17 protein-coding genes are annotated in these 15,121 nt (G+C 44.0%); 8 read left to right on the forward strand and 9 right to left on the reverse strand.

What is annotated here, in order from left to right; all coding sequences use genetic code 11:
* Positions 1 to 15: 15 nt before the first annotated feature.
* Positions 16 to 588 (reverse strand): NAD(P)H-dependent oxidoreductase, encoded by a 573-nt coding sequence (locus tag DRB05_RS11275; RefSeq protein WP_128727031.1) that lies wholly within the window; start codon positions 586 to 588, stop codon positions 16 to 18.
* Between the two features lie 78 nt (positions 589 to 666).
* Positions 667 to 1,026, reverse strand: coding sequence for a MerR family transcriptional regulator (locus DRB05_RS11280; RefSeq protein WP_128727032.1), 360 nt, complete (start codon positions 1,024 to 1,026; stop codon positions 667 to 669).
* A gap of 116 nt (positions 1,027 to 1,142) precedes the next feature.
* Here DRB05_RS11280 and DRB05_RS11285 point away from each other — a divergent pair, with 116 nt between their 5' ends.
* From DRB05_RS11285 to DRB05_RS11295, 3 genes are all read left to right on the forward strand, one after another.
* On the forward strand, positions 1,143 to 1,778 hold the full coding sequence (locus tag DRB05_RS11285; RefSeq protein WP_128727033.1) for a glutathione S-transferase family protein: 636 nt from the start codon (positions 1,143 to 1,145) through the stop codon (positions 1,776 to 1,778).
* Positions 1,779 to 1,802: 24 nt separating this feature from the next.
* Positions 1,803 to 2,171 carry a nuclear transport factor 2 family protein gene (locus DRB05_RS11290; RefSeq protein WP_010605566.1) on the forward strand — a complete coding sequence of 123 codons (369 nt, stop codon included), beginning with the start codon at positions 1,803 to 1,805 and terminating at the stop codon, positions 2,169 to 2,171.
* Between the two features lie 343 nt (positions 2,172 to 2,514).
* Complete coding sequence (locus tag DRB05_RS11295) at positions 2,515 to 2,889, forward strand: PH domain-containing protein (RefSeq protein ID WP_125251249.1); 375 nt, start codon at positions 2,515 to 2,517, stop codon at positions 2,887 to 2,889.
* 56 nt (positions 2,890 to 2,945) lie between these two features.
* On the opposite strand, the gene DRB05_RS11300 is transcribed toward DRB05_RS11295, so the two are convergent.
* Positions 2,946 to 3,173 carry a hypothetical protein gene (locus DRB05_RS11300; RefSeq protein WP_128727034.1) on the reverse strand — a complete coding sequence of 76 codons (228 nt, stop codon included), beginning with the start codon at positions 3,171 to 3,173 and terminating at the stop codon, positions 2,946 to 2,948.
* Positions 3,174 to 3,609: 436 nt separating this feature from the next.
* On the opposite strand from DRB05_RS11300, the gene DRB05_RS11305 reads away from it, so the two are divergent.
* The 4 genes from DRB05_RS11305 to DRB05_RS11320 all read left to right on the forward strand — a co-directional run bounded on the left by DRB05_RS11305 (position 3,610) and on the right by DRB05_RS11320 (position 8,006).
* A complete protein-coding gene (locus tag DRB05_RS11305) occupies positions 3,610 to 4,218 on the forward strand; it encodes a hypothetical protein (RefSeq protein ID WP_128727035.1) in 609 nt (202 codons plus the stop codon).
* Between the two features lie 38 nt (positions 4,219 to 4,256).
* Positions 4,257 to 5,012 carry a DUF3307 domain-containing protein gene (locus tag DRB05_RS11310; RefSeq protein ID WP_128727036.1) on the forward strand — a complete coding sequence of 252 codons (756 nt, stop codon included), beginning with the start codon at positions 4,257 to 4,259 and terminating at the stop codon, positions 5,010 to 5,012.
* A 291-nt stretch (positions 5,013 to 5,303) separates the two neighbouring features.
* The gene (locus tag DRB05_RS11315; RefSeq protein ID WP_128727037.1) at positions 5,304 to 6,836 is read left to right on the forward strand and encodes an ATP-binding cassette domain-containing protein; all 1,533 of its coding nucleotides are present in this window, start codon (positions 5,304 to 5,306) and stop codon (positions 6,834 to 6,836) included.
* Between the two features lie 90 nt (positions 6,837 to 6,926).
* Entirely contained in the window at positions 6,927 to 8,006 is a 1,080-nt protein-coding gene (locus DRB05_RS11320; RefSeq protein ID WP_128727038.1) for a DNA topoisomerase IB, read from the forward strand.
* Positions 8,007 to 8,081: 75 nt separating this feature from the next.
* On the opposite strand, the gene DRB05_RS11325 is transcribed toward DRB05_RS11320, so the two are convergent.
* The 3 genes from DRB05_RS11325 to DRB05_RS11335 are packed head-to-tail and all read right to left on the reverse strand — an operon-like array spanning position 8,082 to position 11,997.
* The gene (locus tag DRB05_RS11325; protein ID WP_128727039.1) at positions 8,082 to 8,909 is read right to left on the reverse strand and encodes a DUF4198 domain-containing protein; all 828 of its coding nucleotides are present in this window, start codon (positions 8,907 to 8,909) and stop codon (positions 8,082 to 8,084) included.
* A gap of 2 nt (positions 8,910 to 8,911) precedes the next feature.
* Positions 8,912 to 10,003 (reverse strand): PepSY-associated TM helix domain-containing protein, encoded by a 1,092-nt coding sequence (locus tag DRB05_RS11330; protein ID WP_128727040.1) that lies wholly within the window; start codon positions 10,001 to 10,003, stop codon positions 8,912 to 8,914.
* Complete coding sequence (locus tag DRB05_RS11335) at positions 10,003 to 11,997, reverse strand: ligand-gated channel protein (RefSeq protein ID WP_128727041.1); 1,995 nt, start codon at positions 11,995 to 11,997, stop codon at positions 10,003 to 10,005. The genes DRB05_RS11330 and DRB05_RS11335 overlap by 1 nt, the downstream gene beginning before the upstream one ends.
* 122 nt (positions 11,998 to 12,119) lie before the next feature.
* Here DRB05_RS11335 and DRB05_RS11340 point away from each other — a divergent pair, with 122 nt between their 5' ends.
* A complete protein-coding gene (locus DRB05_RS11340) occupies positions 12,120 to 13,055 on the forward strand; it encodes a LysR family transcriptional regulator (RefSeq protein WP_128727042.1) in 936 nt (311 codons plus the stop codon).
* A 272-nt stretch (positions 13,056 to 13,327) separates the two neighbouring features.
* On the opposite strand, the gene DRB05_RS11345 is transcribed toward DRB05_RS11340, so the two are convergent.
* The 3 genes from DRB05_RS11345 to DRB05_RS11355 form a co-directional block, all read right to left on the reverse strand.
* Positions 13,328 to 13,636, reverse strand: coding sequence for a cupin domain-containing protein (locus tag DRB05_RS11345; RefSeq protein ID WP_128727043.1), 309 nt, complete (start codon positions 13,634 to 13,636; stop codon positions 13,328 to 13,330).
* Between the two features lie 289 nt (positions 13,637 to 13,925).
* Positions 13,926 to 14,309, reverse strand: a complete 384-nt coding sequence (locus tag DRB05_RS11350; protein WP_128727044.1) for a VOC family protein — start codon at positions 14,307 to 14,309, stop codon at positions 13,926 to 13,928.
* Between the two features lie 98 nt (positions 14,310 to 14,407).
* A complete protein-coding gene (locus DRB05_RS11355) occupies positions 14,408 to 15,109 on the reverse strand; it encodes a TorF family putative porin (protein ID WP_128727045.1) in 702 nt (233 codons plus the stop codon).
* Positions 15,110 to 15,121 lie beyond the last annotated feature (12 nt).

Below are 15,121 nucleotides of genomic sequence, written 5' to 3' on the forward strand. Positions count from 1 at the left end.
GTTGTGTGTTTTTACTCACTCGCCCCGCACGGCTAAGCTTGTCACTTCACTCAGCCAGTTATCAATTACCTCAGGAGTTGCTAAGTGCGCTGGGCCAAATAACGTATGTTGAGTTGGCTCTATACCACAAAACCCCAATGTCCCATGTTCTAGTTGAGCCACAAGCCCAGTTGCGGCTTCTTCCAAATAAGTTTGCGGCGTGTCTGATGTGAGAATAACTCTTGCGGTTTTATGTGCTAGAAGTTTTTCAATTTCAGTTCCTGCTTCATTGTATTTAAAAGCAAAACCTGGAAGTAATGTTCTATCTATTAGACCTTTGAGCTTGGCTGGTAACGCCAACCACCAAATTGGGCTTACTATCACAATGTGCTGCGCCCACAGTAAGTTCTCTTGGAACTGCTTGAGGCATGGCTCTGACGGTTGGTTTGCTTCATAGCCATACATCAAATTGATTTCAAAGTGCATCTCACTAAGATCCATTCTGCGTATTTGATGTTGGGTGCTTGCAGCTTGCTCGTAGCTTGCGGTGATAGCGTGGCACAGGCTTTTGGTTTTGGGGTTACCGTTTAGTAGCAGTATTTTTTTCATCGTCGTTTCCTTATCAATGACTGAGAAACGAGTGTACTGTCTCCCCTTAACGGGAGAGTCAAGTTACTCTACCTGAGACTAGGATAGTTTTATCTGTGGACATTCATCAAGCGATGCGATGCAGTGTTCAATTCGGTGTATTTTTTGCTGAAGCTGCGCAACTTGCTCTATGTAGGATGCTTTGAGCTCAACTAAAAACGTGTTTATTTCGACCCAGTTGACTTGCCGCCCTTTAATTTCAATTACCTGCTGTAATTGCTTAATCGACACACCGAGCAATTTTGCTTCTTTTATTAATAACAACAGATCGACATCCACTTGCGAATAGACGCGGTACTTACCAACCCGCTCCGGGGTAGGAATAAGCCCTTTTTCTTCATAAAAGCGAATGGCCTTGACTGACAGCCCTGTTTGCTTTGACAGCTTGCCAATATACATTTTTGATTCTCCCAGCTAAAAGCAAAATAACGGTTTACAGCCTCCGCAAAAGTTGTAACTATCAACGGTAAACCAGCCACACGCTAACAAAAAGTATCGCCAAGGAATAGCAAAAGATGTATCAGTTATTTTACTACCCTCGTAATGCCAGTTGGGCACCGCACCTCGTACTTGAGCACTTACAGCTAGAAAAGGAACTGCTCTTAGTCAATAGAAAGACACAACAACAAAAGTCTGCGACCTATTTAGAACTCAATCCTACAGGACGGATCCCGACATTGGTCGACGGCGAACAGGTCATCTTCGAGAGTGCGGCAATTTGTTTGCATTTATGCGAAAAGCACCCTGAGGGGCAACTTATCCCTGCGCCGAAAACCCCACAGAGAGCCGCGTTTTATCAGTGGCTTTTTTATTTAACCACGACAGTGCAGCCAGAACTCATGCTGTATTTTTATCCTGAAAAATATCAGCTGTCACTAGAGAACAGTAAGACCATGTCTCAAGCCGCAGAGCAACGAGTCGGCGACATGTTTGCACTCATCGATAAGCAGTTAGCAACAAACATCTATTTAGCTGGTGAGCAGCTCACGCTCTGTGACTATTATTTGTTTATGCTAGCCCATTGGGCAAGTGGATTTAATACTGCGCCAAGAGATTATGCGCATTTGGGTCGATTTATGCGAGTCATGGCACAGCAAAAAGTGGTAAAAAGAGTGTGCGAAATTGAACAAACCGATCTAAGTTTTTATTAACATCCATTACACCAAGGAGGAAAAATGGAAACCTTAGTTAAAAATTATATCTCAGCCTACAATCATTTTGATATCCCGGGTATGCTAGCTCAGCTCACGGATGATGTCGTATTTGAGAATCTCGCCAATGGTGAAATTACGACGCGTACAACCAGCAAAATGGAGTTTGCAGAATTAGCAAATCAGTCCGCTAAGTTATTTTCCGAACGCAATCAATCTTTAACCGCCGCCACGCAAGACAATGATCTGTTTATTGTTCATGTGACATACAAAGCTAAATTAGCCCAAGACTTGGCCAATGGCATGAAAGCAGGGCAAAGCATCTCCTTACAAGGCCGCTCAGAGTTTGCATTTCGTGATGGCAAAATTTGTTTGATAAGAGATATAAGCTAACTTCTTACTCCAAACTCGGGTTATTTAACCTGAGGTTTGGATAAGGAATGGGCTAATTCATTGTTTTAAACTCACCTTAAATAACTTTCTTATCTAGCCAGAGAGTTTTAGGGATAACTAGGCGAATTTACGCACTAATAGCAGGCTATTGGAAGTGAATTCAACACAGTTAGCACTAAAACTGGCTGCTAGAAAGGCATTAATTATCCAAACTCAGGTTATTTATTTGGCAAAATCAGCGTGCTTTTCTATGCTGGTTTTGTCACTTTCATCATTAATTCATTTCGACCTAAGCACTATCTAGCGATCAGTCTAAGACGAATTGAAAAAACGGAGAATAACAATGGGACTATTAAGTGGTCTACTCGGTAATGCAAGCGAAGTAGACAGTAACGAAGTTGATAAGTTATTAGAAGATACACTTATCACCGGAGAAGAGGTTGCACAAGCTTACAAAGTGATCCGCGACTTATTTATTTTTACTAACAAGCGTTTAATTTTAATCGACAAGCAAGGCATGACGGGCAGCAAAGTAGAAATGCTCAGCATTCCGTATAGCAAAATAACAAAATACAGCAAAGAATCTGCGGGTCACTTCGACCTAGACGCGGAATTAAAAATCTGGATTGGCTCAGATCCAACGCCAATTAGTAAAGAATTTAAAGCGGGCGACAATATCAACCAAGTGTATAAGATCATTTCACAGTATTGTTTATAGCCGCGCTTGCTGTAAAAAGGCACATGCGTGTTGTGCCTTTCTTTTCGGTAAGCAAATTAAGTTAGTTTTCGCTTTGCACGCAGGCAAAAAACCGCAGAAAAGAGTAAGGAAACAAACACTTGATTCCAAAAGTTAGAGACAAAGGGAACAGCAACAAACTGAGATGCAATATGCCAAATACTCAGGTTTAGCAGAAAACCAAGTACCAACCCATAGCCTTTGTATTGTGCGAGCAATTGCCCCAGTTCTTGCCTAAAACGCTGATATTGAGCTAATTGGCTCATTTTATACTCCAGTTATTGATTAGCAACCGTAAGCTCTACCACTTCCTTCTTGGCCGATATTCGATTTATCAATAGTACATCGTATCGGTGAGATAATCGACACTGGTAGGCACTTCGCCGAGGATAGTAAACGACGTTTTGTCAGTCATGAATAAAGTGGCCCCGTGCTTCACTAACATCCACGCCCAAGATGACAATAAAGCACTTTAAAATCAGTATATTAAATTTAAAAATGTAAGTTTTAGAGCTGCTAATAAACGTCTATTTCTCACATCAACGGAAGCTTTGTCTGCCTCCATAACTGCATTCGTTTTGGTAAAATACTGTCAAAGTGAACAAGTCTTACCGACTGCTTGCTTTTTATCCAGCTTCATACCAAAATAAATGTAACCAAAATTAGTTACTTATCGATATGTAACCAAAATAAGTTACTTACATGACATCACTACTTCAAGGTGCGGTGATCACAGCAGACATCGTCGGCTCACAATCACTGTCACAATTACAACTTACAACACTGCAAAGTGAATTAAAGGACTACTTAGCTGATATAGCAGCTGCAGAGCAGGGCTATTATAGCTTTTACCGCGGTGACGGCTTTCAGCTTGTGTTGCAAGACGCGACGAAACTATTCAATGTGGCGTTACGGCTACGGTTGTTTTTAATTAGCCGACATAGCGATGCCAGACTCAGCCTCGCAGTCGGTGAAGTCAATATCACCGCCGCAGATTTATCAACCGCAACGGGTACTGCGCTGGTACTAGCGGGCCGAGGGTTGGACACAATAGGACAAGCAAGACTCAGATATAACAATGACAGCAATGCCCACTTTACACTAAACCTAGCATTTGTGGATTTGTTACTTTCGAACTTAACCCATAAACAAGCAGAGGCCGCTTTTATTCATATTTCACACCCTAAGTTGAGCCATGCCGATATTGCAAAACAACTCAACACCAGTCGGGTGAATGTGACTAAGTTACTCAATAGCGCACACTATGCTTTACTAGATCAATTTTTAGCAATTGCACGCTCACACCAATAGTCGAATGCTCAACGCTTAAATATCACGAGGTGGACTTAATGAACGAATGGCAAGTATTGTTATTGTGGTTAGTAATAGGCCACACACTCACTGACTTTTACCTCCAACCTATGAGCTGGGTACATGATAGAAATACCCGTCACTATAAGTCCATCAAATTGTTGTGGCATAGTATCGCGCATAGCGGGGCTGCACTTGCAATCATCCTACTTTGGCAGTCTACTTTGTTTTGGGGAGCACAATGGAATGCGCTGCTCTTTGCGCTAGCGGTAGGTATTAGTCACTACTGTATCGACTTAGCTAAATCCTATTCTAGCAAGGGAGTTATTCCTTTTGTGATAGACCAATGTGCACATATTGCCATATTAGTGGTCGTCACTTGGCTAATTGCAGAGCCTGAGATTGCACTCAGTGTCTTTGCCAAGCCTTTTGCCAATGTCCAGCTGCTAATATTGGTTGTGGGCTATTTAATGGTATTGCATCCCGCATCGATATTCACCAGCATGCTGCTTGAGCGATGGCAACTCAATAATTCAGCTCTTGATAGCCTGCCGCAAGCAGGAAGCTTAATTGGTCAGCTTGAACGTGTATTACTGCTGAGCTGCGTGTTACTGGATAGCTGGGCTGCTATCGGTTTTATTCTCGCCGCTAAATCGGTGTTTCGCTTTGGCGATCTAACCCAAAGCCAAGACAGAAAGCTCACCGAATACGTGATGTTGGGCACGCTTGTCAGTGTGTTGCTTGCCCTTGTGGTCGGCGCCTTCATCAAACCATTTATGCCCATTCAATTGTAATTTAATCCACTCAGTGTCTTGACATTTAATCTAGTGCCTGCAAAATAAACGTAGGCGCTAATTGTTTGCCTCTATTCGTTTTATTTCCTCTTTAGGAGCTGCCATCACAATGAATAACTAAGCCCTTTGTAACTGACGAACTTATTATTAATTTCCAGTGCAAAGCTTATGGTTATCGTTGAGGCTTCTCAGACTAATCTATAGACTCTCATTTTCTATTTTACTATTTACGGCTTTTACGAGTCTTTGTGCCTTTAGCCTTTTGCACTGCTGCAACTAGGAGCAGTAATTATGCCTTGGATACAGTTAAAACAAGCAAGCTTTATCCTTGCAAATGGTCAATGTTTATTTTGCGATGTCGACTTAACAATAGAGCGACAATTTATTGCGATAACAGGCCCTAATGGGGCGGGCAAATCACACTTACTCAAAGCCCTATCCGGTGAACAACCTCTAACCTCGGGCGAGCGCCAAAGTCATGGGAAATGCTTTTATCTCCCACAAGATGCAACTAACCACTTTGCTACCGTTTCTGAACTACTAGGGCTTAAAGAGAAGCTAGCAGCACTGCATCGGGCCCATCAGGGGTTAGCCTCTGGGTACGATTTTGAATTAATCTCAGATGATTGGCAGTTAGAATCAACTTGGCAGGCAACACTTGCGCCGCTAGAACTCACTTTGGAAACCCCCTTTACACTGCTAAGTCCCGGGGCAAAAATGCGAGCCTATATCGAAGTATTACAATCTCAGCCTGCAATCCTATTACTGGATGAGCCGAGCAATCACATGGACAGCAACAATAAGCACTGGCTAGCCGAGCAGCTAAAGCACCACAAACATGGTGTGGTTGCCGTCACACACGATCCTATTTTATTAGATGCAGCCGACCATATACTGCACATAAAACAGGGGGAGCTAACTCACCACTCACATGGATTTGACGCCTTTAGAGAGACACTACTTCAAACTCAAGCTCGACAAAAACAGCAACATTTAGCAAATCGCGCGGCACAAAAAACACTTAAACAAGCCATGATTGCAGCGGATCTGCAACATCAACGGCAAGCCAATAAAGGGAAAGCACAAGTACGCGCTGGTAGCCAAAGTAAACTGATTGCTGACTTTAAGTCTGACAGAGGAAGTAAACGTCATGCCGGACAAACCCATAAAATTCAAAAAGCTCAAGATAATATTAAGAAAAATACAGTGTACTATCGAGAAGACAAACAGCAGTTTCATTTTAATTCAGCTTTTCGAGCAAAAGAAAAGCTCCGCTTATGTGAAGCCGAACTGTGCTTTGGACCGGAAAATACACTGAACCTTTTTGCGGATACAACACAAAAGCTCAGAGTAATTGGAGAAAATGGCATCGGTAAATCGACCTTGCTTAAAACCCTTGCGGGTAAGCTAGAGTTAAAGCGCGGAGAAATTCAGCGCCCAGCAACATGTATTTACTTAGATCAGCACTGTGCTTGGCTTGAGCAGGGCCCTTGCGTTTTAGATATTGCCAAGCGCTTACTTGATACACCACATCATAATATCATCACCAGCTTTGCAAGCGTCGGCCTAAAACTCAACCAGATTTCAGGGCCTATCTCGAGCCTCAGTGGTGGCGAGAGAATGAAATCGGCCATCGTGCTGGCAGTGCAACTGCAAGGCTTTTTACTGCTTGACGAGCCGGATAATCACCTCGACCTTGAAGCACAAGAAGAGCTTGCGGCCATGCTTAATCAGCTTCCTTGTGGATTTATGCTGGTCTCTCATAATGAGTACTTTTGCGGTCAGCTCAGTAAACTTGAAGCGATAAGGTTAACAACATCATGAAAAATTTACCAAATACTTCTTAGGCTAAGATAAAAAAGTAAAGTATTTCAGGTAATTAAATTCTGGTTTGGGATTTGCATTTCTAGTTCTATGCAACATTCTGTCACTGGAGATAATGTGGACTGTAAGGGTATTCAATCTGAGTTTCACGAATGTAATCGTTTAGAGGTTGCTAGAAAAAAGTGGGGCCGTGGTTTTTGCTATTTAGATGCGAGCAACAACCCCATTCGCTCTAAGGTGATCAAAAAGCGAATAAAACAGTTGGTGATCCCACCGATGTGGAAGCAGGTTCAAATCAGCGCCTGTGCTTTTGATAAAGTGCAAGCCGTTGGTTTCGATAGTAAAGGTAAAAAGCAACATATCTATCATCCAAGCTATCAACTCACCCAACAACAAGCTAAATTTACCCGCATGGCCCAATTTGCAAAACAGCTACCACAAGCAAGAACGCGCTGTATAGAGCAGCTAAAACACGATGATTGGCACCAAGAAAAAGTTGCCGCACTGGCTGTTATGGTGCTTGATTCCACAGGGATCCGTATTGGTAACCAACATTACTATCAACACAATGATACTTGTGGTCTAACCACGTTAAGGCGCAAGCACCTGAAACATAACGAAGTAGGGATAACTTTTGAGTTTCAGGGAAAACACGGTAAACAAAGAAAAGTTGACGTATTCGACGAACAACTTTGTCAGTTTATTAGTGAATCCGCTGTACAAACTGGCTATGGGTTATTTCGATATCATTGCCAAGGGCGATGGCACGATTTAACCAGCGATGACGTCAACACGCAGATCCACACGCTACACGGCCCACAATTTACCAGTAAGGATTACCGCACTTGGGTAGCTTCTCGGTTAGCGGTACAGTTCGCATTTGACGTTGCAATAGAGGTTGAAGGTAGTAAAAGAAAGCGTTTTGATACCCATCTAATCAAGCGGGTAGCAAAGGCACTTGGCAACACACCCAAAGTCTGTCGAGACTACTATATCCACCCCAAGCTCCTGAACTATTTATGTGAACTCAGCCAAAATCAAATGGTTCCTGATTTTAGTAATGACTTTTGGCAGTTAGATGGATCGCTCAGTGATTGTGAAGCTTTCATCGTGAAGGTTTTAACAGAAGAAAAGGGGGAGGAAGGAACGCCTCCCCCTTTGGGCACTTAGTGGCGTCTCTGTTATGACCACTAAATTAAATAAGCTGAGACGACTGCACGTCTCAAACCACATGGGGACCGTTAGTTAAAGCGGTAATACCTCGAGGGTAGTGACATAGCTGCCGGCACGTTTTGTGGCGGGTGCTTGTGCTTTGTCATCTTCATATTCCACTTCAAACCAATACATGCCTGGCTCAGATAGCGTTAGCGTCACTTCACCTTTGGCATTTGTTGTATATTTGCTTGGTTGACTATTATCACGGTACTTTTCATCCTGACGTACTACTATCACTTCTGCACCCTTGGCAGGTTCACCATCCATCGTATACTGCAAGGTAATTGGTTCACCGGTGTACAAATCATTAGGGTGAGTAACCGGGTTTAGCTCTAGCCCTTTGCCGGTTGGCTTAAGCGCAGTGTTATTTGGTGCGCCCAAAGTTACAAATACTTCTAATCGTCTTGCAACGTCGACCACACTTAAATCTTTTGCCGTTTTTGGCACTTCTTTGTTAAAGGCTTCTACTGAGCCAACTTTGCCGCGTCCTGGCCAGTAATGCTTTTCACCATTTTCATCAGTCCAGCGCGCCACCAGCGAGCGACTTTGATTAAACACTTTGTAAGTGCCTTGCTGATTGAGCTCAATGTCAAACACACTGCGATACTTAAGTTTTGCAGCGTTCTTAAGTTCAACCTTGCTTCCAGAAGGAGACAGTGCTGATAGACGCTCTAGTGGATAAGCATAATGATCTGGGTTAAAGATCCCATTGGCGATGGCTGCATCAAACGTGATCCATTCGCTGTCACCAGACACCACGGTGGTACTTGGCTTGATCCATACTCGGTGTGCTTCACTTAATGGGCTATATGCGGCTAAGGCAACTAAGACACCAGATACTAACGTTGAAATTTTCACGATTAAGGCTCCATTGTTAAAATTGTTGTAGCGAGTTCAGATTTACCTTCTGCAATCACAGTGACAGGTGCAGTGATAGGTAAAGTCACAGGCAGTTTCAATACTTCACGACCTCCAAGCTCACGAGCAGCCTCTACGAACAGCGTGTATTCACCCGCAGGTAAAGCTTTAAACTCATCGCGCCAAGGGGTTAAATCAATCTTTGCCGTACCTGGACGCCTTGTCGCACCAGTCACGCCATCTACAGGCATGGATAGGCTACGGCCGCTTCTACGCCACCAAAGGCGTAAGTCTTTTAGCCACTTTTCACCTTCTTTATCCGCCATATTAACGTCATACCAAACGGCAATATCGGCAACTCGCTGTTGTTTGCTGTTCGCCAACCATACTGCGACATAAGGTGGGTGATATTCCGCAACGTTTAAACGCGGGATCGTGATTTCAACTTCATCAGCTTTAGCGTGCGCAGGTACCATCAGCACTAAAACAGGTAATACAAAGCCTGCTGCGACGAGCGGCCAAGTCGACTTTCTTCCTCGAGAATGCTTGTATAAAAGCCATAAGCCTGTGAGTGAAAACACTACACAAGCTACTGAAAACACATCAATAAACATACGCCATGCAAATCCTGTATTACGTCCTTTGTGAAGATCGTTAAGGTATGATACCCAACCACGATCCGTGATCTCTTGATAAAACTCACCGCTATCAAGGGCAATGCTAAACCAGCCATCGCCACCAGCTCTTGGCAGCGCAACATACAATTCGTACTCGCTCCACTGCACTTGCTGTAGTGCAGGTAACGCCGCACCTGTGTGTGACTGATACCAAGATTGAAAGCTGCGAGGCAGCGCTGTCTGCTCTGCTGCCGCGTTAAGCTGGGTCAACAGAGCACTTGGCAGCACCGCTTCTTTAGCATATGTGGTAGGTGCAGCTTCTATCTGGCTTGCGTGATTTAAGGTGATCCCAGTCACGGCAAATAGCAGCATTCCCACCAAACACACGGCAGAGCTCATCCAATGCCAAGTGCGCCAATCAAACAGCTTTTTAAGTCGCCGATTCGACGACTTAGCCGCTGAGCGAGCTCGTGTCATTAAAAGCTCCACGCCAATGAAGCCCAATAGCGACGACCATCTTCAAAGTAGCCGTATTCTGCTTCAGTAATTTCTTCATCGAAGAGGTTGTAAACCCCAAATCCAAGCTTAATTGCTTCGTTCAGCTGATAATTAGCACCTACATCAGTTAGGTTATACGAAGGTGCGACTAAGCTACTTTGCGAAGGCCCTGTTACAGGCTGGCTTTCTTCACCACGATAATGGAAGCGTAACCACGTGTTTAGCTCATCCGAATACTGATAATTAAGCGACGTTTGGAACAAATGTTTAGGTAACTGGTTTAATGGGCTACCTGCATATACTCCGGTTTTTTGCTCCGAATCTGTGTAGGTATAGTTTGCGCTAAGCTTTAGTTTTTCAGTCAATTGACCCGAAAAGCTAATTTCACCCCCTTGGGTTACGGCTTCATCAACGTTGACATAGGTTGTCGGTAACGAACCAAACTCGTTAGGGCCGTCCGTACATTGAGTTAGTGGACACGAAACCCGTGAAATTTTATCGTCAAACTCGTTATAGAATACCGTTGCTGAGGTGCTGATCCCTTTAGCAAGCTCAATGTATACGCCTACCTCGTAATTAATTGAGGTTTCAGGGCTTAAGTCTGGATTCCCATAAATATTACCACCACGGCTCACTTGGCCCCACGCCGCCGTACTTTGACGCAAGTTAGGCGCTCTAAAGCCGGTTGAGATCCCACCTTTAACCGTCACCGCATCTGATGCAGTATAAACACCGTATAAGCGCGGGCTAACATGGCCGCCAAAGTTACCATCTTTGTCGTAGCGTAGGCCCATAGTCAGGGCAAATGGCTCAACGATGCGCCACTCATCCTCAGCAAATACCGACCACTGATCGTTGTCGACTTGCTGCAAATCACTAATGCGGTTACTGGTTTTGTCTGTCAAATCTTCATTAAGATAAGCAACACCGATTGAGCTAGTATGAGACTCACCAAGCGGTAACGTCCAAAGAGACTGGAAATCTACGTTTTTGACCGTCATCTCACGGGATTTATTGTCAAACTCTTCATGTTTTAAGTAACTACGAGAGCTACCAAATGACCAGTAACCGTTATGCGTCAAAGAGATTGACTCACTATCGTATTCGGTTGTAGTGGACTCAGGACAACCACGGCGGCCACACGGCTCACCTGGCGCAAGCGTTGCCACCGTTTTACCTAGCGTGGCATCAAGCGTTTGTGAAGCAATACCATAATCCAATAACCATTCGTGTTCATCTGATGGCGTATAGGCCAGTTTTACCTTCAGCGTATCTGCATCGCGACCTCTAAAGCCAGACACAATTTCGTCTTCGTCTCTGTGCGTAGTTTGGCCGTAAATTTGTACCCCTAAGGTATCTTTGATTAGCGAGCCTGCAGCAAAGAAATTTGCCTGATAAATATCACCTGAGCGACTGTTTTCTTGGCTGGTGGCGTCAACTCTGACTTCTCCATGCCACTGGTCAGGCGTTTTTTTAGTGATAATGTTAATTACGCCGCCAATTGCATCAGAGCCATACAGCGAAGACATAGGCCCGCGCACAACTTCGATACGTTCGATGGCAGCAACAGGAGGCGTCCATGCACCTTCAACACCAGGGCCGTCACTATTTGGCCGAGTCTCACGCGAACTTTGTCTTTGCCCGTCGACTAAAATAAGCGTGTACTGACTGCCCATGCCGCGAAGGCTAATATCTTCCCTGTCTCCGCCTCCAGTTACTACAACTCCGGGAACATCTGTCATGGCATCGGTCAGGTCTCGATAAAAGCGCTGCTGCAGCGCTTCTTGATTGATAACGCTAACTGACGCCGGCGCATTTTTTAGCAGTTGCTCAAATCCAGAAGCGGATACGACGATCACTTCCACCTCTTCTTTTATTTCTGATTTTGCATCACTTTGTGCAAGTGAAGAACAAGGCAGGGCAGCTGCAACAGCTAAAGAGAGTGGCGCCAAACTACGACAGGCCATCAACATCGAGAAACCTCCATGATAGAATACAAGATAAATAACAATTATTTTCATTTGTAATGGTATGATGATTGCGTATTTTGGAGCAATGCGGTTTTTCTTAAAGGTATTTTAAGCAGGTCTTAACAATGAATCAGAAATTGACTCGCGGACTTAAAGTGTTCGCAAAAACGGTAGAAGCTGGCAGTATGAGTAAAGCCGCTGACTTATTGCATATGACCACCTCGGCCGTCAGCCAGCAGATCAGCAAATTAGAGCAAGACATAGGCCTAGGTTTATTTAATCGAAATACTCGTAACCTCACGCTCACCGAAGCGGGCTCTATCTACTACAAATCCGCGATACAAATACTGCAAACTGCGAAGCAAGCGGAGCATGAACTTGAGTTATTGCAGCATACGCCATCTGGCATATTGAAGATCTCTGCCCCCATCGGGTTTGGAGGAGGGCTACTCAGTAAGCCACTGCGCTATTTGAGTGAGCAGTTTCCACAAATAAAAGTTGATTTGATCTTAACCGACGAACCCATCGATATCATCACTGAAGGCGTCGACTTAGCTATCTGTATAGGCCCTTTACAGGACTCAAACCTTATTGCCCGCCACCTTGCTGACTGGCAACTTATCCCCTGTGTCAGTTGCCATCACCCACTGGCACAACTCAATATATCGCACCCAGAAAGCTTAGCGCCTCATGCTTTAATTGGTCATTCTAGTAGCAAACAAAACCCCTATCATTTGAGCAATCAACAAACTCATCAGCAAGTGGCGCTGCCAACAGCACGTTTTATGGTGAATAATATGCAAGCTTGCATTCAGCTCACGCTTGATGGTATCGGCTATGGGGTATTACCTGAACCAGAAATTAGGCACCACCTTTCATCAGGTAGACTAAAAAGGTTATGTGCTGAGTGGTCATTAAGAGAATACAGCGTATATGCCGTGACGCCACATCGCGATACCGTTGCGGCAAAAACAACCGCAGCCATTGAAAGCCTAAAAGAGTGGTTTACCCAAGTTTCCAACGATAACCAAGTGTTTGTTGGAGACTTTAGTTTTATCTAAGCTTCGTTCAGTTAAACTTTGGTAGTTAACCTGAGCTGCGGATAATTAATGCCTTTCTAGCAGCTAGTTTTAGCGCTAACTGCGTTGAATTCACTTCCAATAGCCAGCTATTGGTGCGTAAATTCGCCTTGCCTACAGGATGTAGGTACCTCAGCGAGAGCAGGACGCGGAAGCGGTGTTTTCCCTAAAACTCTCTGGCTAGACAAGGAAAAAGCTAAGTTGTGCTCTAGCAACAATGAGTTGGAACATTCCTTATCCAAACCTCAGGTTAGTTAATAAAAAATGGCGAGCCATATAGTTGGCTCAGAAGTGTCTGTATAACTTACTTTATGCTTTTGGTGTGCGGGAATATTAAGGCTATCTCCCGCCTTTAAAGTGACTATTTTACCGTCATCAAAAGTCAACTCGCCACAGCCCTGCAACACCAGCACCCACTCGTTTTCATCTTGGTCATAATATCCTGAGCTTGGCGAGGAATGCCCGTTTGATACAATTCGTTCAATACGAATATTTGGATGAGACAGTACCGTTTCGAAAATTTCTTCGGGTAAATCAGCTGGAATGTCTTTTAGAAAGTTCATAGGCTTGAAATTAGCAATTAATCGACGATAGAGAAATAATTTGCCGCAACAAGCACATCCATTTATCTAGTAGCGGCAAATTGGGAGAATGGTACAACTTGATCAATAGAAACGTTCAATACATCGTTCTCAATAAGTCAAAACAACCCATCAGGTGATTAGTGAAACCCCCTAACTTTAGCGACTCCACTCGGACTTCTTGCCCCGTTGTACAGTCGCCATTAAAGTTACACAATTTAACAATGTTTGTAAAACGTAATTTAACATTAAATAAACAAGAGTGAACTTACTAAAGCCCTTTAAGCTCTATACGCCAAGGAGGATCCAGTCGATTTTCACCGGCCCAGTAGAGTTTTATCTTGTTCCCTGCGGGGTCAAACAGTATGGCTTCTCGCCATAGATAGCGCTGCGCTGTCGGCAGTTGCTCAAATATGATCCCCCGGGCCTCTAGCTCAGAAACCCACTCATCTAACTGTTCATGCTCGAAGTAAATAACCGCACCATTGTTGATAGGAGGCGTTTCTAGCGACAAGGAGAAGGTGGCATTACCTTCAGGGCATTCAAATCGAGCATAGTGCGGTGTATCAACAATTTGCGTGAAACCTAGCTTTCTATAGAACAAACAGGCTGCATCTATATCATCAACGGGGAGAGTAACTTGGTTAAGATTCATAATCATCAACCTTATAATACTGAACCATCGTGCCTTGTCGGCAAAAAAATACCAGCCTAGCTTAGGCTGGTATTACAATCATCGCATCTTAATGCGAGTTACAAATCAAATGTTCTCGACACAGAAAGTACGATACGTTCATCAGCCGTATCCCAATCTAAGCTCGTATTTTCAGCAGCCACTTCAATATCAAACCCTTTAAATGCCGTTTGATATGCAAGACGGTAATGATTGTAAGATTTATCATTACCATCCCAAGCAAATTTATCACCATCCAAAGAGTTAGATACATCAAAGCTTGCTCTTAAAGCATGGCCTTCAGCAATTTCAAAGGTATGAGCTACCATCGCAATGGTGTGACCCGCTCCCGAACCAAAATAGTCCCAGCTGTACCAAAAATTAAATTCAGTTTGGCCAAATTCACTAGCGTAACCAAACTTGGTATACACTTCGGGGTAGTTCCCATCACTTGAGCCGCTATCGCCGTGATAAGAGTAATAAGCAATACCGTAGTCTAGGCTCCAACTTTGGTTTAGCTCTACATATCGGCCAACATAGAAGTCCCACTCTATATCGGTGCCGTCACCAAAGTCTACATTTGAGGCCCAGCTACCTACATAAACGCCATTAGCAAAAGCCTTATCAATACTGCCTTGAAGTGCAGGGTCATTTTGCGTTTGACTCACACCGTTAAAGGTATAGTCGGACGCGCCTGTGAGTGTTGCAGACCAATCTGCAGCCGCATAGTTAGATGCAAGTACAAGTGGGAGTGCACAAAGTGTTTTCTTTAAAGTTGTCATCTGGTTGTATCC

Source organism: Pseudoalteromonas sp. A757, from assembly GCF_004103285.1.
Lineage (GTDB): Bacteria > Pseudomonadota > Gammaproteobacteria > Enterobacterales > Alteromonadaceae > Pseudoalteromonas > Pseudoalteromonas galatheae.